Genomic DNA, 22262 nt, shown 5'->3' with positions numbered 1-22262 from the left:
GCTGTATTTTGTGACTGCAACAGACACTGACAGTGGTAAAACGCTAATTTCAGCGGCACTTTTATCTAAGGCCACAGGTAATAAGTGTGGCTTTAAACCTATAGCATCAGGGTGTGAGTCTACAGAAGATGGCTTGCGCAATAGCGATGCCATGATGCTAATGACCCAATCTAATATGGATTTGCCATATCAAAGTGTTAATCCTATTTGTTTTGCCCCAGCAATTGCACCGCATATTGCCGCTAGGCAAGTAAACCATACTTTAACTGCCCAAGGTGTTCTTGACACTATGTACCATCCGGCGATGCAAAGTGCTGATTTTGCCTTAATTGAAGGTGCAGGTGGTTGGCGTTTACCATTGGGTAATGGCGAATATTTGTCTGATACAGTTAAATTATTGCAAGCTAAACTGCAAAATACTAAGCCACAAACTGAATTAGTCAATCACATGAATTACCCATCAGATTGGCCATCGAGTATCGACGTTATTCTCGTCGTAGGCATGAAGCTAGGTTGTTTAAATCATGCTTTATTAACTCAAGAAGCACTGCTAGCAGATGGATTAACGATAGCTGGTTGGGTTGCAAATCAGGTGGATCCTCACATGGCTTTTATTGATGACAACCTCGACAGTTTAAAGCAAATAATGACAGGTCCATTTTTGGGATATGTGCCTTATTTGGCTAAGCCGACGGCGATTAATGCCGCCCGTTACCTGCAGATGCCTAGCTAATTCAAATGTCGACATAATCGTCAATATAAGGCCCAACCTTTGTCACGCATCATGCTGTAAAAGCAAAGTGATGAGTCATAAAAGATGGGCTAAAAAATCAATTTATTTTACTCATAATAACTAGTTTGCAATCGGCATCACGCGATTTCTACCTAGGCGTTTTGCATCGTAAAGTAGCTTGTCAGTTGCCTCAATGAGTTGCGATACATTTTGTTTAGGTTTCCATTCTGCCACCCCAAAAGAGGCGGTTATTGAGTCAATTACTTTATCGCTACGTCGATCTTTGACACTGAGCTTCTCTATGGCTCTACGTATGCCTTCGGCCAGCTGCCTGGCTACCCTAAACTGACTATTGGGAACGATAATAGCAAACTCTTCGCCACCAAAACGGTATAATTTAACTCCGTCACGACACGCTTCTTGGGTCCGCTTAGCCACTGTTTTTAGGACTAAATCGCCGAGTTGATGGCCAAAACTATCATTGAATATTTTAAAGTGATCAATATCAATTAAAATTAAACAAGTACCTACAGGTGCTGAGCTTACTTGCGCTTCTATATCAGTATTAAATGCGCGGCGATTTAATACATTGGTTAATGCATCAAATAGCATGTCTTTTTCAGATGCGGCTAAACGTGTTTTTAGAGTATCAATTTCAGATTGTGCTTTTTGTAGCTGTTCAGTAAAACTGACCGTGCTAGAACGAATACTGGAAGATTCTTTGACAATATTTCTAACAATGCCAATAACTTGTTCAAGTGAGAAGCCTTGATTTTCAAGATCACTTAATTTTTTAAAATCTTTATCAATTTGCTTCTGAAATGTTTCAGTATCTAAATTAGTGTCTTTGAGTGATTGGGATAATTCACATACCATAGCATCTAAATTTTTACGCATATCACGCACATCAAGCTCTACTGGATCCGCAACATATTTACGATAAATTAGCTCGCTAGTTACTGGTGAACATGTTTGATTTTGTTTGACTGCGGTATCTAACTCTTGATTCAGTAAGGGGTTTTGTTCACCCACATAAGCATACCAAAGCGCATAGTTTGTTGGTGTGGTAGGGATTTTATATTTTAACATTAACGGAACCGCTTTTTTTAAATTGGCAGCAGCGGTTTGCAATAGCGTGTTAGACATTATGTGCCTCATGAACTGGGCTGAAAAAGACTTTTAAAATCTATAGTTAAATAAATATAGCAATAATAGCAGGGGTTATACCATTCTATTATGAGGATACAAATTAAAAAAAGCACCCTAGGATGCTTTTTTGTAGATAACGTGATATTAAAACACATAAGAGACAGCAAACATTGGCCCAGTAAAGCTGTAGTTAATATTATAGTCAAAGGTACGTTGCTCAATATTGCCGATATTACGTGTCTTTTCGATAGTAACGTCGACATCATAGTAGTTATATGCCAATTTTAGCGACCAGTTATCACAAATTTTTGCTTCGACCCCTAAACGGACATCGACAAGCGATCCATCTACATCATCATATTTGATTGAAAAGTAATGCGCATGAGCATCAAATATCCAGCCAGGGTAAAACTCGTAAGATCCATAAAGACCGATATCAGGCAAAGGGGCCGTTATCGTTTCATCGATAATTTCTGGCGTTGCTACTGAATTACTGCATAAGGTTGAATCTGGAACACAGATGCCTATGGTGCCTTTAAAGGCCGTTTCGACAAACATGGCGTGTAAACCTAGCGACACACCAACCGCGTAATTTGTACCTTGCCAGATATCATAACCGTACCCTATACGCAAAATATCTATATTCAGTAAGGTATTGAGTTTCGAGCCAGTTTCAATCAGGTAATCTTTACCATCAATATCTTCAAGAATAAAATCTTGTGATACCGTTTCTGTATCTGCTTTGCGATCCAACGATTTCCAATCAATATAAATGTTGTGGCGTTGGTTGAAAGAAAAGGTAAATTCAAAATAGGGTAAGTATTGTGCTTCAGCTAGAAGAAGTTCGTCTTCAAAGTCCACCGGGAATGTACCGCCGGTTTTAGGGTTTGTGGCAATAAAGTTTGAATCGGAGTTGGCATAAAACACACCGATATCAAGAGTATATCCATCAGTAAAAGTTGTGCTTTGTATTGATGGCTCGGACTCAGCATAAGCCGTTCGAGTGATGAGTATCAACAATACTATATAAAAAAAAGATCTTATCATTGAAACTCCGCACTTATTATTTTTACTATCACAAGATATGCGTCTTCATATGATGTTGTTGTCAAATCTAATCCCTAATCTATTGTATGCAGATATCCAAAATAAGAATTATCAAATGCATACTCAAAAACATCAAATTTATATAAATAGGACCAACCGTTCATTAGCCATACTAGCACTTTGTTACTAGATGTGAAATATTTGTATGTGTTTATTGCGCTAAATCAAGTTTTCAGCAGTAGTTTGAAGTTAAAGGCGCAAAAGCAATCATTTTGACTGCAAGGCCTTATGGGGTTGGGCGTCAGAGTGTTGACGTTACAGTGGTGAGTGGCAGTAATGTGGCAAAACGAAAAGTAGAGTAGAATATTGACCCTACTTCTTCGTTAGATATGTAGCTTAAGTGTTAACGTTTGCAGGAGTTTGTTTTAGTCACTAACCAGAGTTTATTCTGGCTCGTCGGTGTCAGAAACTTCTTCTTCAACATCGTCAAATTCAATTTCAACTTTAGAACTTGCTGGCGCATGAATAGTACCAACGACAGCATAAAACGGCTTACCTTTTGCTAGACGGCAATACTTAGACCACAATAACTCCATTGGTGTTGTTGCGGGTAACATGCCTTGAAGAACGCGAATAAACTGGTCTTCGTCAACATTACAAGGTAATTGCGAGCCATCGGCTAGATTTTTCATTGCTTGACCGTGTTGTTCAAGCAAGTCAGCTTCCTTACTGGTAAAATCACCACAACGCTTAAACCCCATAGGGAAATTCGCGTCATCATAGAAGCGTTTAGTTGACTGAAAACTGTTGCTATGACCATTGGAGTTAGCATCAATACCTTGTTTTGCATTGATAAATGATTGCTGAGACATGGCTAATACCTTCTAAATTGTGAGATATAAACATTTGCAACTGGAGTATTGGCTAGTATTATCATTTTTTAAATCAAAATATTTTGTCCTTAATGGTAAAGAATTTTTATGGATACAGATTTATTAAAAACCTTCTTAGAAGTATCTCGTACTCGACACTTTGGTAAAGCGGCTGATAATCTCTACCTTACCCGAAGTGCTGTTAGTTTTAGGATAAAACAGCTAGAAGGTATTTTGGGGATAGAGCTGTTTGAACGTTTGCGTAACAATATTCAACCTACCCCAGCAGGTGAGAGAATGTTGGGCCATGCTGAGGCGGTGCTTAATGCCTGGGAGAGGGCAAAACAAGATATTATTTTAAATCAGCAGCACAATGCTCAGTTGGCTTTATCGGCTGGTAATAATATTTGGGATGCTTATTTACAAGGTTTTTTACAGCCACTGCATTTAGGTTTGGAAGGTGTTGCTTTGAGGACTGATGTTTTGTCTGCATCAGTGATGACTCGCCAGCTTATTGAACGCACTTTAGATATTGCGATTACCTTTGATCCTCCAAAACTTGATGGGGTCACATTAGTTAAGCTTGCTCAAGTAAAACTGTATCTAGTGTCCAAACAGCAGGGCGTTAAGCTGGCTCAAACGGCTAATTTACCTTATATAAAAGTCGATTGGGGCACAGCCTTTAATATCACTCACGCCCAAGATTTTACCATGTTGCCTTTACCTGTACTGCATACCAGCTCTGCTCGCATGGCATTGGATTTTATGTTGAATAATAGTGGCTGTGCATTTTTGCCTGAAGCACTCATTCAACCCTATTTAGATAATGGCACTTTATCTCGCGTAGATGATGCAAAATGTATCTATCGACATGTGTATGCTGCTTATTGGGCTGAAAATGAAAGGCTTGCCTATATTGAACAAGCTATTTCAATATTAACAACAGCTAAACTTACGGTTTAGTATTTACTGGGCAGTTGTTAGAACACTAGTGGCCAAATAATGATCCCCCAGGTGATAGTACACAAGACGAGACTGATGAATACTGCTGCTGAAGCAATATCTTTCGCTTGACCACTAAGAGGATGAATTTCATCTCCGACGCGATCTACAACAGCTTCAATCGCAGAGTTTAATAATTCGACAATCAAAACAATTAATAGGGTCATGATAAGTAGAATGCGTTCAGTTGCACTGATATTGAGTAATAGTGCAACAGGGAACATTAAGCCGGCCAGTACGGTTTCTTGTCTGAAAGCGGCTTCATGTTTCCATGCAGACTTTAGCCCCTTCATTGAAAATCCCGTTGCTCGAAAAATGCGCTTTAGACCATGATTATTCTCAGGTTTCATTAAGTAAATTATCTTTTTGGTTTTAATTGTGCAGATTGTAACATTCCATTCATAGGCTTCCAGCAGTAATTTAACTTTTTGATGGGTTAAAGTTACAAGATAATAGCGATTTCAATCATCAATAATGTCCTCAGTCGGTGTTGATTCTACTCGTCTTTCGCTTCAGCTTAAGTGGATAATTCTTAGTTTTGTACTAAGCTTAAGAAGGTTTAAGTCAAGGTCGTGCTAATCATAAAATTAATGCCAGCTTATGATTCTTATTGGTAATGAGTAGCCACCTTGATATGGATTTGATTAATTGCAAGGATTGCATATGCCTAAGATACCCTCGGTTATATTTTCACTGATTATTGCACTGTATAGTTTAACAACGCACAGTGCTGTTTTATCTAAACCTCCCATCCAGTTAGCAACACAATATCAACCAGATATTACCGTCGCTGAGTATTTAGTCAGTGAAAAACTTGATGGTGTGAGAGGTTATTGGGATGGTCGTCAAATGCTGACTCGTATTGGCCGAAAAGTGGCGTTACCAGCATCATTTACCTTGGGCTTTCCTGAAGTGGCTATTGATGGCGAACTCTGGTTAGGGCGTAATCAGTTTGAGCATATTTCAGCATTAGTTAGGCGTCTGGATACATCCGCTGAAGATTGGCAACAAGTAAAGTTTATGATGTTCGACTTACCAGATCATCCTGGCACTTTTGTTGAACGCTATTTAGCGATGCAAAAATGGGCTGAGCAAACTGATCCCACTCATTTACAGGTTATTAAGCAGGACACAGTATCGACAACAGAGGCACTGTTCGATCGACTTGATAGTGTTGTGAATGCCGGTGGGGAAGGATTAATGTTACATTTTAAACAAGCTCATTATGCCGTGGGGCGCAGCGAGTATATTGTTAAACTCAAACCTAAATACGATGCTGAAGCCGTGGTCATTGGTCATACCCAAGGAAAAGGTAAATATCGAGGTCAATTAGGCGCGTTAATTGTAAAAACGCCAGCTGGAATTGTGTTCAATATTGGCAGTGGTTTTAGTGATAAACAGCGAGAAAATCCACCGTTAATTGGTTCAGTCATTACTTATCAGTATTTAGGCTTAACTCAAAAAGGCACTCCAAGGTTTGCTAGTTTTTTGCGCGAACGGCCATCACAATAGTCAGCTCTTTTACATTAACTCAAATGTCACTGTGCCTGCACATTACGCTTGAGTTAACATGAGTAAAGTCGAGCTGGTGGATAAACAATTACAAATCAGGTCGTTAACTCTGTTCTGCACGCAATCTGGATATAATGGCGATGATAAATGATGGATGATAAATATCTTTTGAACGTTCACTCAGTGCTATTCGTCTGTATGGGCAACATTTGCCGTTCGCCAACAGCAGAGGCTATCTTTAGGCAACTAGCTAAGCAGCATTCACTTCAGCTTGAAATCGATTCTGCCGGCACTATCGCCTATCACCAAGGTCATTCTCCCGATCGTCGCAGCATGATTGCAGGCCATAAGCGTGGACTTGATTTTACCGATATGAAGGCTCGACAGGTCATTGATGCTGATTTTGAACACTTTGATTTAATTTTAGCGGCAGATGTTTCTAATTTAGCTGAGTTAACTGAACGATGTCCTGTGCATTTACGGTATAAGTTACATTTGATGTTAAGCTTTGGAGACTCTGCGGTTAAAGAAGTGCCTGATCCATATTATGGTGGGGAAAAAGGGTTTGAGAGGGTTATTGACTTGCTTGAGGCTAGTTTAACGGCATTAGCAGTATCACTAGCTTCACATTGAAATGTATCACTATGACAAGAAGTTTTTGAATGACTAGGCCGTATATGTATTAACAACCTAGTCGTGGATCGGGCTTAATCGTTATAACGTTTGCCAGATCGTTTTAGTTTCTCTTGTTCTATCTTTTGTTGTTTGATCAGTTCTTTTTCAGCCAGCTTACGCGCTACTTCAACTTTCTCGACTTCAGCCATTGCCGGTGTTTCAAGGCTTAATAAGCCAATTTTACCTGAGCGGTATTCATGCAGTAATAGTTCAGAGACCTTATGGTAATCAACACGCCCACCAGGACGGAGTGCTCCGCGAGAACGGCTAATGGCTTCGAGTAATTCAATATCACTGTCAGGCAGCGATTTAAGCTTATAACGCTCGCAAATTTCGTCGGGGTAGGCTTTAAGAAAATAAGCTGCAGCAAACATGGCCACATCTTCGTATTCCATTGCTGTGTCTTTAATTGCACCAGTGACCGCTAGGCGATAACTGCTGGCTTCGTTATCGACTTTAGGCCATAAGATCCCTGGCGTGTCTGACAAAACGATACCGTTACGTAAGTTGATCCGTTGCTGATTTTTAGTTACCGCGGGTTCATTACCTGTTTTAGCAATAGTGCGGCCCGCTAGGGTGTTAATAATTGTTGATTTACCGACGTTAGGAATACCCATTATCATGGTACGAATATCTTTTTCCATGGTGTCACGGTGCGGCACTAGTTTGCGACAAAGATCAGGAATACTTCTTACCATTCCCGGTTGTAGGGTGGTGATTGCCGATGCCTGTACACCTTGCTCACGCTCTAGGTATTCAATCCACTGAGCCGTAATTTCTGGATCCGCTAAATCAGATTTATTGAGCAGTTTAATACAAGGTTTATCACCGCGAAGTTGTGACACCATTGGGTTTTCACTGCTGTATGGAATACGTGCATCGAGCACTTCAATAACGAGATCCACTTGAGGCATCGCCTCCTCGATCTCTTTACGTGCTTTGTGCATGTGTCCTGGATACCACTGAATTGCCATGATGTTGCCTTATAAATCGGAGAGTAAATAACAATAAATACAAAAGTGATATTCTACCTCGTAAGTGGATTAAATGCATAAAAAAAGCGCCTTAAGGCGCTTAGTATCGTTGTTAAATACACTATGAGTGCTTAAATCACGCCTAATTCGCGTAATCTTTCCATCAAATAGCTATCAGCCGTATAACGCTCAGATAACACCACTTGTGGATTTGGGTGTAAAAACAGCGGTAACGAGATACGAGACTTGGTTTTGTCTGTGCCTTGAGGATTGATGACTCTGTGAGATGTTGAAGGAAAATAGCCGCCTGAGGCCTCTTGTAACATGTCGCCGATATTAATAATAATGCTACCAAAATCACTTGGCACATCAATCCATTCACCTTCTTTAGTCAGCACTTGTAAGCCAGGCTCATTCGCTGCTGGTAACAAGGTAATTAAGTTAATGTCTTCATGCGCAGCAGCACGGATTGCGCCCATTTCCTCATCTCCTTTCATTGGAGGATAATGAAGAATGCGTAACAAGGTTTTTTGGCTTTGCGCAATCATGTCGGGTAACGGAATACTATATTTAGCCGCGACGTCTGCAGGTGTGTACTGTTCAATCCAGCTCAGTAATTCAGACGCTAGCGCATTAGCGTGTTCGTAGTAAGCAAGGATATTCGCCTTTAACGACTCTGGAATGCGTCCCCAAGGGTATACGTGATAATATTCTTTGATATCTTTTACGTTATTGCCTTTAGCAGTTTCAGAAATTGATGCGGGAAAGAAGCCATCATGTGTTTCAGCTTTAAACAAAAAATCATTTTTTTGTTCTGACTGAAAGAAGCTATACCACTCATTGTATATATCTTCAACAAGCTGCTTTTGAATTGGATGGTTAGTAAGTACACCAAAGCCGGTTTCGCGTAGTGATTCAACAAAATGTTGGGCACTATTAGGTGCTTGGTAATCAATTGTATTTAGTTTCATTATGTATTTCTTATTAGTGTGTTGACCCACCGTAATGGTAACCTTAGTCACACTCTGCCGCAATTATTTGCGTGATATCACTCCATTTTGATTTGAGCTGAAATGATTGATGACACGTATTCATTATTACTAGACTGTGGCAAACAAACTCAACGAGATCTGACCATGAATAATTTAACTGAATTTGAACAGTATGTGATCGAGCAAAAAGGCACCGAGCGTCCTTTTAGTGGCGAATTTGTTGATCATGATGCACAGGGTGTGTATTTATGTAAAAAATGCCATGCACCACTTTATAAAAGTGAGTATAAATTTAATGCTCATTGTGGCTGGCCAGCATTTGATGATGAAATTAAGGGAGCCGTAAAGCATACACTCGATGCTGATGGTCACAGAACCGAAATTACCTGCGCACAATGCGGTGGTCATCTAGGCCATGTGTTTGAAGGAGAACATTTAACCGATAACAATATCCGTCATTGTGTCAATTCGGTATCAATGATTTTTAAAGGCATTGATGAGCTTTCAGCATCAAATTTAGCTACGCCTTCTTTCGAAAAAGCGACTTTTGGTGCTGGCTGTTTTTGGTGTGTTGAAGCTATCTTCGCTCAGCTTAATGGCGTGCAAAGTGTTAAGTCTGGTTATTGTGGCGGTGATGCAAAAGATGCCAATTATGATGCGGTATGTTCCGGTAAAACAGGCCATGCAGAAGTCGTTCATATTGAATTCGATCCCACGGTTATTCAATATGACACACTCCTTAGTGTATTATTTGAAAGCCACGATCCGACCACACTTAATCAGCAGGGAAATGATAAAGGGCCACAGTATCGTTCAGCTATTTTTGCGCATAACAGTGATCAAATTGATACCGCTAACCGATTTATTAACGCCTTAACTGAACAACAAGTGTGGTCTAGACCGATAGTCACTGAAATAAGTGCATTTGATACATTCTACCTGGCTGAAAGTTATCATGATGAATATTTCGCTAAACACGGGCAACAACCTTATTGTCAGCTAGTGGTTAAGCCAAAATTTGATAAAGTGATGAGTAAGTTTGCTGATAAACGTAAACGTTAAATCAATATTTTTTGCATATACAAAGACTCACGATAGAAAAAGGGACTGAATATTCAGTCCCTTTTTTATTGATTAGCGTATTAATCGTTTAATCCAATTTATCATCGGCTACTTTATAGTGCGGATCTTCAATAAGGTTAACTTCAACTAAATCACGTGCTTTATGCAGTAGTGCTTTACAATCTTGGCTTAAGTGACGTAAGTGCAACCGCTTTCCTGCCGTAACATAACGTTCAGCTAAAGTATCAATCGCTTCTAATGCGGAATGATCTGCCACGCGTGAATTTTTAAAATCAATAATCACATCTTGGTTATCATTTTCAGCATCAAACAGTTCAAGAAAGTTTGCCACTGAACCAAAGAACAAGGGGCCATTTAAGCGATATATTTTCCAGCCGTTATCATCTTCAGTTATGTCAACATTAATGTGCTTTGCGTGTTCCCATGCAAATACTAAGGCAGATACAATTACACCGACAAACACTGCAAAGGCCAGATCGGTAAAAACAGTGACAGTGGTGACTAATATAATCACAAATGCATCATGCTTAGGCACTTTGTTCATGAATTTGAAGCTGGCCCATTCAAAAGTGCCTATGACCACAATAAACATCACACCAACTAATGCTGCCAGTGGAATAATTTCGATAAACGCGGAACCAAACAGAATAAATGCCAGTAATGCTAATGCTGCCGTGATGCCAGATAAACGACCTCTACCGCCAGAGTTAATGTTAATCATTGACTGGCCGATCATCGCGCAACCACCCATAGCACCAAAGAAACCACTGGTAATGTTGCCCACACCTTGGCCGACACATTCTTTGTTACTTTGACCACGAGTATTGGTCATTTCGTCAATCACTGTTAGCGTTAATAATGACTCAATTAATCCTACCGCGGCTAAAATACAGGCATAAGGTAATATGATGTAAAAAGTGTCAAAGCTAAATGGCACGCTAGGGATGGCAAATGAAGGCAAGTTACCTGCAATAGTTGCAGCGTCATTGCCACTCATTGTTTTTAGAAAATCCAATACATTACTGGTTTCTAAATTGAAACCTACAGTAATCGCCGTTACCGTTAAAATAGCCACTAATGATGAAGGCACAGCTGTGGTTAATTTGGGTAAGAAATGGATAATAGCCATGGTTAAAACCACTAAAGCTAGCATGATCATTAAGGGTTCTTGTGCCATCCAAATCATGTTGCCCGCGGCGTCTTTGACTTTAAATTGACCGAGCTGGGCTAAGAAAATTACAATCGCTAAACCGTTTACAAAACCAATCATTACTGGGTAAGGTACGATACGGATAAATTTACCGAGTTTGAATACGCCCGCTAAAATTTGAATCAGTCCTGCTAACACCACAGCGGCAAATAAGTATTGCACTCCATGTTCAATTACCAGCGATACCATGACCACAGCCATAGCACCCGTGGCACCAGAAATCATGCCAGGCCGACCACCAATTAATGCGGTGATTAGTCCCATAATAAAGGCGGCATAAAGCCCGACCATAGGTTCAACATGAGCGACAAATGCAAAAGCAACGGCTTCAGGTATTAGGGCCAGCGCAACAGTTAATCCTGATAAAATATCGGCTTTGCTACTGCTTGTTTTATGGCGAATAAGATCGAACATTTAACCTCTGTTTTCATTGGTAAGTTAATAAAAAGTGATCAGTATATTAACAAAAAATACTCGTTGGCTGAACTGTGACATCCCTTATGTGATGTTTTAATTCGCTGAGGTATTTTTTATTAATCTTTTCAATAAAAAAGCCATGCTTAGCATGGCTTAATAAATGATGGGGGCTAGTTAACCCCTAATTAATGCTACTTTGCCGGGCGTGCCATATCAGCTGATGCACTGTTATTTATTGCGACTTTTGGCGCACTAGTTTCAGTTGCTTGGGCTTCATAAGTACGTCCTTGAGGCACCGCTTTCTGTTCACGAACATCCACTGTAGGTTTAGTCATGTCAGATGACACCATAGAACCGAAGCGACTTGCTTTTACAGGTGCTTTTGCTGCTGTAGTGGTGTCAGTAGAAACCACAGTCTCTACTGCAGGCGCAACGTCTTTAGCTGCCGGTTTAGCTTGACGAACGATTGCCGCAGGCTTGGCCATTGGTGCCGATGCATTAGCTGTAACGGCTTTATCCTGCTTGCTTTCTGCGGTTGTTTCCATCGCCTCTAACGATGCTGCCTCAGCGACTAACGCTTGTTTAGCTGGAGCATCAATAGGGGTTTTAGCGATTTCAACTGCTGAAGTGTCAACTGTCGCTGCAGTTTCGATTACGTCTGCTGTGTTGACTACCGGAGGCGTTTCAGCTGCTTGCTCTTTTGCTGCAGGAGTGTCTGCGACAACGTTAGCTGGCTCAACATCAACCTTAGTCTCTTCAGTATTAGTCACTTCAGTCTTTTTAACATCAGCCTTGACGACTTCAGCCGCTGGAGTAACTGTTGCTGCATCAGTGGCAGTCACAGGCGTTTTAACCTGAGTTTTGGTTTTAGCTTGTTCAGCGTCTAACTGCTTCTCTAGCTCATCATTAGGTGTGAAAACGGCTTGTTGTGTCGACCCCGTTTCATCATCACGACGACGGCGTTGACCAGCAGCACGTAGGTGGCGAGGGCTACGACGACTACGACGTTGACCTTCACGACCTTCAGCTTCACTTTCTGATGCCGTGTCATCGGTATTCGCGCTTTGCTCATCAGTTTCTTTTGCAACATCAGAGTGGATCGTAACCGTTTCATTAACAGTGTTGTCTTCAGCTGGAGCCGCTTCTGTTTTCACTTCAACGTCAGCTTTCACTTCAACAGATGGAGTGTCTGTTTCAACTTGGGCAGTAGAGGTAACCTTGGTGATTTCTGTTGCTACATCAGCTGCTTCAATCGCCGTGCCTTCTGCTACTTCGGTGGTTTGCTCTGTTTTCTCTTTACGAGGCTGACGTCGGCTACGTGGTGCTCTAGTCTCTGATTTTTTATCATCAGATGCTTTTGGCTCAACATTGTTGGCTTCAGATGCGATCAGTTCTACTGATGATTCAGTTGATTTACTATCAATAACCTCGGTGGTTGATAATGCTTCATTCTGTTCACTTTCAATACGCACTTTACGACGCATGTTACGACGTTGGCGACGCTCTCTAGCGGCTTCTTGCTTTGGTGATTTCTCTACAGTGGCCTTAGGTTCTGCCACTTTAGCGTCAGCTACTTTGGTTTCGCTAACGGGTAATGCTTTGTCAACTTTGTCAGCTCTTGGTTTATTTTTAGCGTTGTCATCTTGAGCAGTATTTCGACTGTTTCGCTCATTACGCTTGTTCTGAGGACGACCTTCAGTGGTGTCTTTCGATTTGTCACTGTCATTGCGTTGACGACGGCTATCATTGCGCTTGTCATTGCGGTTACCACTATCGTTACGTGTCTCATTACGACGAGTGTTACGACGTGGGTTAGTCTGAGTGCTGTCTTTAGTCTGCGCTGTCGCTTTGGTATCTTTAACCTCAGTTTCATTAGCAGAGAATAGGGCGCTGATTGCTGAGATGACTCGTGAAAACAATCCTGGCTGAGTAGATGCTGTCGCAGGCGCAACATTTACAGGTGCAGTTTTGACGAGATCTTCTGCAGCTTTTTGTGGGGCTGCAAAGCCTTTTAATGCTGGCTCTGGTGATGCCGCGCGCTCTAATTTACGAGGCTCATACAGTTTTGCTGCTGGCTGTTCTACGCGCTTATAGCTTGATTCACTGACTTCATCGTCACTCTTACGACGTACCACACGGTAATCTGGGGTTTGCATGTGTGCATCTGGAATGATGTACACTTCAACTTGATGACGCTCTTCAGTAATACGGATCGCTTTACGCTTTTCGTTTAATAAGAAAGCCGCCACATCAACTGGCACAATCGCTTCGATTTGTGTGGTGTTTTCTTTAATGGCTTCTTCTTCCATTAAACGTAAAATTGATAGTGCTAATGATTCAGTACTGCGAATAGTACCTTGGCCATGACAACGAGGGCATAAATGTGCTGCAGACTCTTCTAGTGATGGACGTAAGCGTTGACGCGACATTTCCATTAAACCGAAACGAGAAATACGGCCCAATTGAACACGTGCACGATCATGGTGTACGGCATCACGCAAACGGTTTTCAACTTCACGCTGGTGGCGAACAGGGGTCATATCGATAAAGTCGATAACCACTAAACCACCTAAATCGCGAAGACGTAATTGACGTGCAATTTCATCAGCTGCTTCAAGGTTTGTGTTCAGTGCAGTTTCTTCAATATCACCGCCTTTAGTGGCACGGGCAGAGTTGATATCAATAGACGTTAATGCTTCTGTGGGGTCAATAACAATTGATCCGCCTGATGGTAAACGCACTTCACGTTGGAATGCCGACTCGATTTGAGACTCGATCTGGAAGTGAGTAAATAGAGGCACTTCAGAGTCATATAGTTTGACGCGTTCGACAAAATCAGGACGAACTAAACCAATGTGCAGTTTAGCTTCTTCAAAAATTCGTGGATGATCGATAAGGATTTCACCCACATCACGGCGTAAATAGTCACGAATAGCACGAACAATGACGTTGCTTTCTTGATGAATTAGGAAGGGGGCAGCCTTGCTTTGAGCGGCTTCTTGAATCGCATCCCAATGATGTTGTAGTACTTTCAAGTCCCACTTTAGTTCTGTTGACTCTTTGCCTACACCAGCCGTACGCACGATTAAGCCCATACCATTAGGTACTTCTAGCTCAGACATCGCTTCTTTAAGTTCGGTGCGCTCATCACCTTCGATACGACGAGAAATACCGCCAGCACGAGGGTTATTTGGCATTAAGACTAGGTAAGAACCAGCAAGACTAATAAAGGTAGTTAATGCAGCGCCCTTGTTGCCACGTTCTTCTTTATCGATTTGAACAATGACTTCTTGGCCTTCTTGCAGGACTTCTTTGATGTTTGGACGGCCTTGGAAGGAATATCCTTTAGGGAAATATTCACGACCAATTTCTTTTAGAGGTAAAAAACCGTGACGATCTGCACCGTAGTCAACAAATGCGGCTTCAAGTGACGGCTCTACGCGAGTGATTTTACCTTTATAGATATTTGATTTTTTCTGTTCATGACCAGGACTTTCGATGTCTAGATCATACAGTTCTTGCCCATCAACTAGGGCTACGCGCAACTCTTCTGATTGAGTTGCATTAATTAACATACGTTTCATGATGACGTGATTCTTCTAAATGAGGTCATCAAACAACACGATCTTTCTGCATTACGGGCCTGAATTAATCGGTATAACCTCACGGCTAGATCCAGGCAATTAGGTGCTCATTACTGTAAAACGCAGTCACTGCGTGTCGCATCCTATTTATGGCTTATTTTCTAGTGTTTACAAAAACAAGGAATTCGTTGACTTACAACCAACCCCATAAATTATGGTATTTTAATCCGTTAATGCCCAAGTCGAATCGGTTTGTTTGATAACAAGCTAAAATGTTGTTCGAATTTGGGGCGATTTACTACAGTTAAATTAAAATCTTTATTGAATACTTACGGTTTAATTGTACAAACGGTTTCTTATCGTTTTTTAATAAATACAATTTGCAAATCAATGATTTGCTACCGGTTAGGTTCATTTTTATAACTGCTAGTTTTTCGCATTTGGTGAAAGTTGTGAACACTTTATCCACTGTTTACTCTCAACCTGTGGGCAAATATAGCAACAATCGCTATTTTCAGCAATCAAAAGCCCATATTCTTTCGCGTATTTATTTGAAGTCCAATGCGGCAATAGCCAAGCATTTACCAGATAAGGTACACTATTACGGTTACTACTATATGGCGCATCATGAATACTGAAACCACCCCCCAAGTTGAATACGTGACTATCGACGAAGATCATTTTGAACAACGCATCGATAATTTTTTGCTGACTAAATTAAAAGGCGTACCGAAAAGCATGATCTATCGGATTGTGCGTAAAGGCGAAGTGCGGGTTAATAAAAAACGCATCAAGCCGGAATATAAATTACAAATCGGAGACATTGTTAGGGTTCCGCCTGTTCGTGTTGCCGAAAAAGACAATCGCAAGGCACCATCACCTAATTTATCAAGAGTGTCTCAGCTTGAAGAACGTATCATCCATGAAGACAATCATTTAATTGTGTTAAACAAGCCTGCCGGTATTGCAGTACATGGCGGAAGTGGTGTGGATTATGGTGTAATTGAAGGCTTACGCTCATTGCGTCCACAGCAAAAGTTTTTAGAGTTAGTACATCGTTTAGATAAAGATACGTCTGGTGTGTTGCTTGTGGCTAAAAAACGCAGTGCCTTGAAGCATCTGCATGAACAATTGCGCAGTAAAACCATGCAAAAAGATTATTTAGCCTTGGTGCGTGGCGAATGGCAGGCAAGCGATAAAGTGGTTAAAGCACCACTGTTAAAAATCACTTTAAAGTCGGGCGAACGCATTGTGCGAGTCAATAAAGAGGGTAAAGAGTCTGAAACCCGCTATAAGATTATGCAGCGTTACCAAGGTTGTACTTTAGTTAAGGCTAGTCCTGTTACAGGACGAACCCATCAGATACGAGTGCATTGTCAGTATGCTGGTCATGCTATTGCTTGTGATGATAAATACAGTGAGCAGCAATTTGATGACAGTATGCGGGCCTTAGGTTTAGACCGTTTGTTTTTGCATGCCGCAGAACTTAAATTTACTCATCCTGAAAATGATCAAGTTATGCAGGTTAAAGCGCCTTTAGACCCAGTGCTACTGAGTACACTTGAGAAGTTGAAAAGAGTATAAAGGCACTCAGCAAATAAAGTAGGGCATTATATTGAACAGTAAAGAGAAAGCTTTTGACCTGGTTATTTTTGATTGGGATGGCACGCTAATGGACACTGTGGGTAAAATCGTGTCTTGCATGCAAAATGTCGCTCAAGAATTAATGTTACCCATTCCATCCGAGCAGGAAGTGAGAGATGTCATTGGTTTATCTTTACCCCAAATTATGCCGATTTTATTTGCTGATCATCAAAACCATCAACAAATTATTGATTGTTATCGACGTCACCATCTTGCGAGTGAGCTACTTACGCCTTTATTCGATGGCGTCGAATTACTGATCCGTAATCTATTTGATGCGGGTTATCATTTAGCTATTGCTACAGGGAAAGGCCGACAAGGTCTTGATAATGTATTAACTCTCACAGGGTTAGGCGATTATTTTCATGCGACCCGTTGCGCCGATGACGCACAAAGTAAGCCGCATCCTGAAATGTTGTATTCGTTATTGGCTCATTTTGATGTTACCGCAGACAGAGCCATTATGATTGGCGATTCAATTCACGACTTAGCCATGGCCAATAGTGCTGGCATGGCAAGTATAGGTGTGAGTTATGGTGCCCATAATGAATCAAGACTCAATCTATTAAACCCGCGTGCTATTGTTGACCAGCCTTGTGCGATTCGTGACTATCTTTAATTTTTATGGCCGATGTTATGATGATAGTCGCATTACAGCATTGAAGATAAGTGTGTCCGATGCTGTATAGTATTCGCTTCTATGTGATACTCAGCTTACTTCTGTGTTATGTCTCTTGTTATGACCACATCAAGCACAAACACCATTATCTATCCCCATCTCCCCTTATTAAATTCGATATCAGTATTTGCTGGTTGAGCATTCTGGTGCTTGACTGAGCACATCTACACCGTGCTGAGCGAGTAAATCTATCAGTTTAATTAATGGTAGACCGATTAGGGTGTTAGGGTCATCACCTTCTAAACGCTCAAACAGAGCTATACCTAACCCTTCACATTTGAAACTTCCGGCACAATATAATGGTTGTTCTGTATTGATGTAGTAGCGAATTTGCTCCACAGATAAATGTTTAAAATGAACCGTGAACGGTTCAACACAAGATAACATTTGTTGATTGGCACTATTGAATACTGCAAGGCCGGTATAAAAAGTAATAGCTTGACCTGATGCCGCGCTTAATTGCGCTATCGCATTGTCTACTGTGTGAGGCTTACCAATAATTTGACCGTTAATCAGTGCAACTTGATCCGAACCAATAATTAATTGCGGCACTGATTTGTTCTCTATTAGTTGGGCGCCTGCGAATGCTTTTTGTTCGGCTAAGCGTTTGACTAAAGATAATGCGGTTTCATCTTTTGCTGGCGATTCATCAATATTAGGGTTAACACAGTTAAACGGCAGCATTAATTTAGCTAATAATTGCTGACGAAAAGGTGAGGTTGATGCAAGTACAAGATTGAATTCCATTGGCTTTGTTTCATTATTTGTTGGCTAATAACAGAATATTAGTCAGTTTACTGTATTCATCTATGCAAATGGAGCATTTTTCTCGAGTAATGCTTGTGTGATTGGGTTGGGTTCGGTAAAATTTGCCAACTTTCAAATTCAATGCCGGATTTAAAGAGTACCTAAAGTTTGTTATTAGGTGAGGTTACCGTATTTTTACGGAAATTTTCTTTGACTCCAGCGTTTTCAAACTATAATATGCGCGCCTTATGCAAACAGTAAAGATACCGGTTTCAATTGATCCTATACGCGCTGCCTCTAGCGGCCTTCGTTATGAAGGTATCATTTTAGGCAAGCAACTAAAGCGATTAAGCGAGTTATGTGCCGGCGACTGTTCCGACGTAGTTGTGTCGTTGGAATGTGGCGTCGATTTACAGGGGATAGTCTACCTTCGCGGGAAGGCTGTGACGGAGCTCACTCTGCTATGTCAACGTTGCATGACACAATTTACTACTGAGGTTACGGTCGACTTTTGTTTTAGTCCTTGTAAGACTGAGGCAGAAATCGATGAGCTCCCGGATGCGTATGACCCAATTGAGTGTAATGAGATTGGTGAAGTACGTCTGCATCAATTGATTGAAGATGAATTGATAGTCGCTATGCCTATCATCCCGATGCACGATGATAATAATTGTAAGTCTGGGTCGAAAGATATAGTTGTAGGCGAGATCGAACCCGCTCATGAGGAGCGTCCAAATCCGTTTGCAGTGTTAGAAAAACTGAAGAGCAAGTAATCGTAGGAGACAGGTCCAATGGCTGTACAACAGAATAAAAAATCACGTTCAAAGCGCGGAATGCGTCGTTCACATGATTCATTGAGCACTGCTCAATTGTCAGTAGACGCAACTAGTGGTGAATTACATCTACGTCACAACGTGACTGCTGATGGTTTTTACCGCGGTAAAAAGGTTATCAACAAGTAATTTGTTGCTAATTGAATGACAAATCTGACGCTTGCGTTAGATGCGATGGGGGGCGATCACGGCCCCCACGTGACAGTGCCTGCAGCCTTGCAGGCATTGAAATTTAATACATCCCTAAAAATTATTTTGGTTGGCAATCAAACCGAAATAGAAAAATATATCCCTCAAGCTGATCCAACAACTTTATCCCGCATTGAAATAATTCATACCACTGAAGCTGTCACTATGTGTGATAGGCCCATTCATGCTTTGCGTTCACGTAAAAATAGCTCAATGAAAATTGCTATTGAACTGGTGCGCGATGGAAAAGCAGCTGCCTGCGTTAGCGCGGGTAACACGGGGGCGTTGATGGCGATGGCTAAGGTATTATTAAAAACCTTACCAGGCATTGATAGACCAGCATTGGTATCTTGTTTACCAGCTATGACAGGCAAGCCTGTTTATCTGCTGGATTTAGGCGCCAATGTTTCTTGCGATTCCGAGACTTTATTTCAGTTTGCTATTATGGGGTCGGTATTGTGTGAAGCTGTTCATAAAAAGTCCCGGCCGAAAGTGGCATTATTGAACGTTGGTATTGAAGCGATTAAAGGGAATGACCAAGTCCAACAGGCTGGCCAAATTCTTCAACATACGGACCAAATTAATTATATTGGTTTTGTAGAAGGCGATGAAATTTATACCGGTAATGTTGATGTGATCGTTTGTGACGGATTTGTCGGCAACATCACCTTAAAAACCTCAGAGGGCATTGCCAAGCTATTAGTTCATCAATTAAAACGCGGCTTAAATGATGGTTTTTTTGTGCGTTTACTCTCCAAACTCATCGCTCCTCGCATACAAGCAGTACTCAGTAAGATGAACCCCGACCACTATAACGGTGCAAGTCTGATAGGATTGCGCGGAATAGTAGTAAAGAGTCATGGTAACGCGGATGAAGCTGCATTTTTACAAGCATTAAATTTAGCAGCAACAGAAGCAAAACGTCGTCTTCCTGAAATGATTAAAGATCGTTTGGAGTCGATTCTTTTAGACATCAATAGCTGATCTCATATATGCACACAAAAATTCTCGGAACAGGTAGCTATCTACCTGTGCAAGTTCGTAGCAATCAAGATCTTGAAAAAATGGTTGAAACCAGTGACCAATGGATTGTTGATCGAACTGGTATCTCTGAGCGGCGTATTGCTGCAACAGACGAATCGGTTTCAACAATGGGTTATCAAGCGGCATTAAAAGCGCTTGAAATGGCTGGGATAGAAGCCAGTGATCTTGATATGATTGTTTGCGGAACCACAAGTGCATCAAACGCATTTCCTGCAGCAGCATGCGAAATTCAAGCCTTATTAGGCGTCAAAAATATTCCTGCCTTTGATATTGCAGCCGCATGTTCTGGTTTTATTTATGCCTTATCCGTTGCAGATCAATTTGTTAAAAATGGTTCTGCTAAAAAAGTATTAGTCATTGGTTCAGATGTATTGTCGCGGATGTGTGATCCTTCTGATCGCTCCACTGTGATTTTGTTTGGTGATGGCGCTGGCGCTGCGATTATTGGTGTCAGTGATACCCCAGGTATTATTGCAACCCATATTTATGCAGATGGTAGCCAAGGGGACTTATTAAAATGTTCTTTCCCGCCTCGCGCCAATGAAAGTTCTACAGCGGTCGGTTTTATGACGATGAAAGGCAACGATGTCTTTAAAGTGGCCGTGACACAGTTATCGAATGTCGTCACCGAAACCCTGCGCCTTAATAATGTCGATAAATCTGAAATTGACTGGTTAGTACCACATCAAGCTAACTTTCGCATTATCAATGCCACAGCAAAAAAATTGAACATGAGCTTAGATAAAGTGGTGCTTACCTTAGCTAGGCATGGTAATACCTCAGCCGCTTCCGTACCCATTGCATTAGATGAAGCCGTTCGTGATGGCCGAATTCAGCGTGGGCAATTACTATTGCTGGAAGCCTTCGGTGGCGGTTTTGCTTGGGGCAGTGCATTAATTCGTTTTTAATTTTCAAATTATTTTTTACAGGTAACCGTTTATGAAAAATGTTGCTTTTGTATTCCCTGGTCAAGGTTCTCAGGCCGTAGGGATGTTAGCTGAATTAGCTCAAACTCATGCCATTATTGGCCAAACCTTTGCAGAGGCGAGTGATGCTTTAGGTTATGATTTATGGGATCTTGTTGCCAATGGCCCAGCTGAAACCTTAAATGAAACCGATAAAACTCAGCCTGCATTACTCACAGCAAGTGTGGCTATTTGGCGGGCATATCTAGCGTCTAACAAGCCTATGCCTTCAATACTTGCAGGCCATAGTCTTGGAGAATATTCCGCTTTAGTATGTGCCGGGGTGATTGAATTTACCGATGCTGTTAAATTGGTTGAGCTACGCGGAAAATTAATGCAACAAGCTGTACCTGCGGGTTCTGGAGCTATGTTTGCCATTATTGGACTTGCTGATGATGCTATTGCCACTGCATGTGCGGAATCGGCGCAAGGTGATGTGGTGAGTCCTGTGAATTACAATAGTCCAGGGCAAGTTGTTATAGCGGGTGAAAAAGCCGCTGTAGAGCGCGCAGCAGCTGCGTGTAAAGCTGCAGGTGCTAAAATGGCAGTCGCGCTACCTGTTAGCGTACCGTCCCATTGTGCATTAATGAAGCCTGCAGCCGATGAATTAGCTAAAGCCTTAATTGAGATGACATTTTCTGAGCCTAGCATCAAGGTAATCAATAACGTTGATGTGGCAATGCCAACCGACGCTCAAGCAATTAAAGATGCGTTAGTGCGCCAATTGTATTGCCCGGTACGGTGGAGCGAAACTGTTGAGTGTATGGCGACACAAGGTGTTACAAAATTAGTAGAGTGTGGACCTGGTAAAGTATTAACCGGTTTAACAAAAAGAATTAATAAATCGATATCCGCTCAAGCGGTTAATGATGTTGCTTCATTCGCAGCATTAGTCGAATAAAGGAGTTGAT

The 22262-nt window shown here is 41.4% G+C and carries 22 protein-coding genes; 13 read left to right on the top strand and 9 right to left on the bottom strand.

Annotated elements, in window-relative coordinates; genetic code table 11:
* Position 1: 1 nt before the first annotated feature.
* A complete protein-coding gene (gene bioD / locus ACED29_RS06005) occupies positions 2-733 on the top strand; it encodes a dethiobiotin synthase (RefSeq protein WP_371697282.1) in 732 nt (243 codons plus the stop codon).
* A 120-nt stretch (positions 734-853) separates the two neighbouring features.
* On the opposite strand, the gene ACED29_RS06000 is transcribed toward bioD, so the two are convergent.
* The 3 genes from ACED29_RS06000 to ACED29_RS05990 form a co-directional block, all read right to left on the bottom strand.
* On the bottom strand, positions 854-1879 hold the full coding sequence (locus ACED29_RS06000; RefSeq protein ID WP_124015720.1) for a GGDEF domain-containing protein: 1026 nt from the start codon (positions 1877-1879) through the stop codon (positions 854-856).
* A gap of 147 nt (positions 1880-2026) precedes the next feature.
* Positions 2027-2929: a hypothetical protein gene (locus ACED29_RS05995; RefSeq protein WP_371697265.1), complete on the bottom strand. Its 903-nt coding sequence runs from the start codon at positions 2927-2929 to the stop codon at positions 2027-2029.
* Between the two features lie 443 nt (positions 2930-3372).
* Positions 3373-3801, bottom strand: a complete 429-nt coding sequence (locus ACED29_RS05990) for a DUF413 domain-containing protein (RefSeq protein WP_124015721.1) — start codon at positions 3799-3801, stop codon at positions 3373-3375.
* A 108-nt stretch (positions 3802-3909) separates the two neighbouring features.
* Here ACED29_RS05990 and hdfR point away from each other — a divergent pair, with 108 nt between their 5' ends.
* Positions 3910-4764 carry an HTH-type transcriptional regulator HdfR gene (gene hdfR, locus ACED29_RS05985; protein ID WP_371697264.1) on the top strand — a complete coding sequence of 285 codons (855 nt, stop codon included), beginning with the start codon at positions 3910-3912 and terminating at the stop codon, positions 4762-4764.
* Positions 4765-4781: 17 nt separating this feature from the next.
* On the opposite strand, the gene ACED29_RS05980 is transcribed toward hdfR, so the two are convergent.
* A complete protein-coding gene (locus ACED29_RS05980) occupies positions 4782-5153 on the bottom strand; it encodes a diacylglycerol kinase (RefSeq protein WP_124015723.1) in 372 nt (123 codons plus the stop codon).
* Positions 5154-5466: 313 nt separating this feature from the next.
* Between ACED29_RS05980 and ACED29_RS05975 the strand changes: the two genes are divergently transcribed.
* Both ACED29_RS05975 and ACED29_RS05970 read left to right on the top strand, forming a co-directional pair.
* The gene (locus ACED29_RS05975) at positions 5467-6315 is read left to right on the top strand and encodes a DNA ligase (RefSeq protein ID WP_371697263.1); all 849 of its coding nucleotides are present in this window, start codon (positions 5467-5469) and stop codon (positions 6313-6315) included.
* Positions 6316-6462: 147 nt separating this feature from the next.
* Positions 6463-6948, top strand: a complete 486-nt coding sequence (locus tag ACED29_RS05970) for a low molecular weight protein-tyrosine-phosphatase (RefSeq protein WP_182696943.1) — start codon at positions 6463-6465, stop codon at positions 6946-6948.
* 74 nt (positions 6949-7022) lie between these two features.
* Here ACED29_RS05970 and ylqF read toward each other — a convergent pair whose 3' ends face one another.
* Together ylqF and ACED29_RS05960 are read right to left on the bottom strand one after the other, a co-directional pair.
* Complete coding sequence (ylqF, locus tag ACED29_RS05965; RefSeq protein ID WP_124015726.1) at positions 7023-7964, bottom strand: ribosome biogenesis GTPase YlqF; 942 nt, start codon at positions 7962-7964, stop codon at positions 7023-7025.
* A gap of 131 nt (positions 7965-8095) precedes the next feature.
* Complete coding sequence (locus ACED29_RS05960; RefSeq protein WP_124015727.1) at positions 8096-8935, bottom strand: isopenicillin N synthase family oxygenase; 840 nt, start codon at positions 8933-8935, stop codon at positions 8096-8098.
* Between the two features lie 165 nt (positions 8936-9100).
* Between ACED29_RS05960 and ACED29_RS05955 the strand changes: the two genes are divergently transcribed.
* A complete protein-coding gene (locus ACED29_RS05955; protein ID WP_371697262.1) occupies positions 9101-10018 on the top strand; it encodes a bifunctional methionine sulfoxide reductase B/A protein in 918 nt (305 codons plus the stop codon).
* Positions 10019-10106: 88 nt separating this feature from the next.
* Here the strand turns inward: ACED29_RS05955 and ACED29_RS05950 are convergent, their stop codons facing one another.
* Both ACED29_RS05950 and rne read right to left on the bottom strand, forming a co-directional pair.
* Positions 10107-11663 (bottom strand): SulP family inorganic anion transporter, encoded by a 1557-nt coding sequence (locus ACED29_RS05950; RefSeq protein WP_182722251.1) that lies wholly within the window; start codon positions 11661-11663, stop codon positions 10107-10109.
* A gap of 194 nt (positions 11664-11857) precedes the next feature.
* Complete coding sequence (gene rne, locus ACED29_RS05945; protein WP_371697261.1) at positions 11858-15250, bottom strand: ribonuclease E; 3393 nt, start codon at positions 15248-15250, stop codon at positions 11858-11860.
* A 452-nt stretch (positions 15251-15702) separates the two neighbouring features.
* Between rne and ACED29_RS05940 the strand changes: the two genes are divergently transcribed.
* From ACED29_RS05940 to ACED29_RS05930, 3 genes are read left to right on the top strand one after another with little or no spacing between them, the layout of a single operon-like run.
* Positions 15703-15888 carry a hypothetical protein gene (locus ACED29_RS05940; RefSeq protein WP_182696940.1) on the top strand — a complete coding sequence of 62 codons (186 nt, stop codon included), beginning with the start codon at positions 15703-15705 and terminating at the stop codon, positions 15886-15888.
* On the top strand, positions 15878-16834 hold the full coding sequence (rluC, locus tag ACED29_RS05935) for a 23S rRNA pseudouridine(955/2504/2580) synthase RluC (protein WP_124015730.1): 957 nt from the start codon (positions 15878-15880) through the stop codon (positions 16832-16834). Before ACED29_RS05940 ends, rluC begins: the two co-directional genes overlap by 11 nt.
* Positions 16835-16865: 31 nt before the next feature.
* Positions 16866-17513 (top strand): HAD-IA family hydrolase, encoded by a 648-nt coding sequence (locus tag ACED29_RS05930; RefSeq protein ID WP_371697260.1) that lies wholly within the window; start codon positions 16866-16868, stop codon positions 17511-17513.
* A 180-nt stretch (positions 17514-17693) separates the two neighbouring features.
* On the opposite strand, the gene ACED29_RS05925 is transcribed toward ACED29_RS05930, so the two are convergent.
* Entirely contained in the window at positions 17694-18320 is a 627-nt protein-coding gene (locus tag ACED29_RS05925) for a nucleoside triphosphate pyrophosphatase (protein ID WP_371697259.1), read from the bottom strand.
* Between the two features lie 248 nt (positions 18321-18568).
* Between ACED29_RS05925 and yceD the strand changes: the two genes are divergently transcribed.
* The 5 genes from yceD to fabD are packed head-to-tail and all read left to right on the top strand — an operon-like array spanning position 18569 to position 22252.
* A complete protein-coding gene (gene yceD / locus ACED29_RS05920; protein WP_124015733.1) occupies positions 18569-19093 on the top strand; it encodes a 23S rRNA accumulation protein YceD in 525 nt (174 codons plus the stop codon).
* A gap of 18 nt (positions 19094-19111) precedes the next feature.
* Entirely contained in the window at positions 19112-19282 is a 171-nt protein-coding gene (rpmF, locus tag ACED29_RS05915; protein WP_011636967.1) for a 50S ribosomal protein L32, read from the top strand.
* Between the two features lie 15 nt (positions 19283-19297).
* Positions 19298-20326, top strand: a complete 1029-nt coding sequence (plsX, locus tag ACED29_RS05910) for a phosphate acyltransferase PlsX (RefSeq protein ID WP_182696938.1) — start codon at positions 19298-19300, stop codon at positions 20324-20326.
* A gap of 8 nt (positions 20327-20334) precedes the next feature.
* On the top strand, positions 20335-21294 hold the full coding sequence (locus ACED29_RS05905; RefSeq protein ID WP_124015735.1) for a beta-ketoacyl-ACP synthase III: 960 nt from the start codon (positions 20335-20337) through the stop codon (positions 21292-21294).
* Positions 21295-21325: 31 nt separating this feature from the next.
* On the top strand, positions 21326-22252 hold the full coding sequence (fabD, locus tag ACED29_RS05900; protein ID WP_371697258.1) for an ACP S-malonyltransferase: 927 nt from the start codon (positions 21326-21328) through the stop codon (positions 22250-22252).
* Positions 22253-22262 lie beyond the last annotated feature (10 nt).

The sequence above is a fragment of the Shewanella sp. 5S214 genome (genome assembly GCF_041439795.1).
Classification (GTDB): domain Bacteria; phylum Pseudomonadota; class Gammaproteobacteria; order Enterobacterales; family Shewanellaceae; genus Shewanella; species Shewanella vesiculosa.
Note: the sequence above shows the minus strand (reverse complement) of the source record. Positions and strands in the feature narration are given on the sequence as shown.

Bases quoted from the DNA above. Each gene is read 5' to 3' on its own strand.
- ACED29_RS06000 (WP_124015720.1), bottom strand. From the start codon at position 1,879: ATGTCTAACACGCTATTGCAAACCGCTGCTGCCAATTTAAAAAAAGCG.
- ACED29_RS05995 (WP_371697265.1), bottom strand. From the start codon at position 2,929: ATGATAAGATCTTTTTTTTATATAGTATTGTTGATACTCATCACTCGA.
- ACED29_RS05990 (WP_124015721.1), bottom strand. From the start codon at position 3,801: ATGTCTCAGCAATCATTTATCAATGCAAAACAAGGTATTGATGCTAAC.
- hdfR (WP_371697264.1), top strand. From the start codon at position 3,910: ATGGATACAGATTTATTAAAAACCTTCTTAGAAGTATCTCGTACTCGA.
- ACED29_RS05980 (WP_124015723.1), bottom strand. From the start codon at position 5,153: ATGAAACCTGAGAATAATCATGGTCTAAAGCGCATTTTTCGAGCAACG.
- ACED29_RS05975 (WP_371697263.1), top strand. From the start codon at position 5,467: ATGCCTAAGATACCCTCGGTTATATTTTCACTGATTATTGCACTGTAT.
- ACED29_RS05970 (WP_182696943.1), top strand. From the start codon at position 6,463: ATGATGGATGATAAATATCTTTTGAACGTTCACTCAGTGCTATTCGTC.
- ylqF (WP_124015726.1), bottom strand. From the start codon at position 7,964: ATGGCAATTCAGTGGTATCCAGGACACATGCACAAAGCACGTAAAGAG.
- ACED29_RS05960 (WP_124015727.1), bottom strand. From the start codon at position 8,935: ATGAAACTAAATACAATTGATTACCAAGCACCTAATAGTGCCCAACAT.
- ACED29_RS05955 (WP_371697262.1), top strand. From the start codon at position 9,101: ATGAATAATTTAACTGAATTTGAACAGTATGTGATCGAGCAAAAAGGC.
- ACED29_RS05950 (WP_182722251.1), bottom strand. From the start codon at position 11,663: ATGTTCGATCTTATTCGCCATAAAACAAGCAGTAGCAAAGCCGATATT.
- rne (WP_371697261.1), bottom strand. From the start codon at position 15,250: ATGAAACGTATGTTAATTAATGCAACTCAATCAGAAGAGTTGCGCGTA.
- rluC (WP_124015730.1), top strand. From the start codon at position 15,878: ATGAATACTGAAACCACCCCCCAAGTTGAATACGTGACTATCGACGAA.
- ACED29_RS05925 (WP_371697259.1), bottom strand. From the start codon at position 18,320: ATGGAATTCAATCTTGTACTTGCATCAACCTCACCTTTTCGTCAGCAA.
- yceD (WP_124015733.1), top strand. From the start codon at position 18,569: ATGCAAACAGTAAAGATACCGGTTTCAATTGATCCTATACGCGCTGCC.
- rpmF (WP_011636967.1), top strand. From the start codon at position 19,112: ATGGCTGTACAACAGAATAAAAAATCACGTTCAAAGCGCGGAATGCGT.
- plsX (WP_182696938.1), top strand. From the start codon at position 19,298: ATGACAAATCTGACGCTTGCGTTAGATGCGATGGGGGGCGATCACGGC.
- ACED29_RS05905 (WP_124015735.1), top strand. From the start codon at position 20,335: ATGCACACAAAAATTCTCGGAACAGGTAGCTATCTACCTGTGCAAGTT.
- fabD (WP_371697258.1), top strand. From the start codon at position 21,326: ATGAAAAATGTTGCTTTTGTATTCCCTGGTCAAGGTTCTCAGGCCGTA.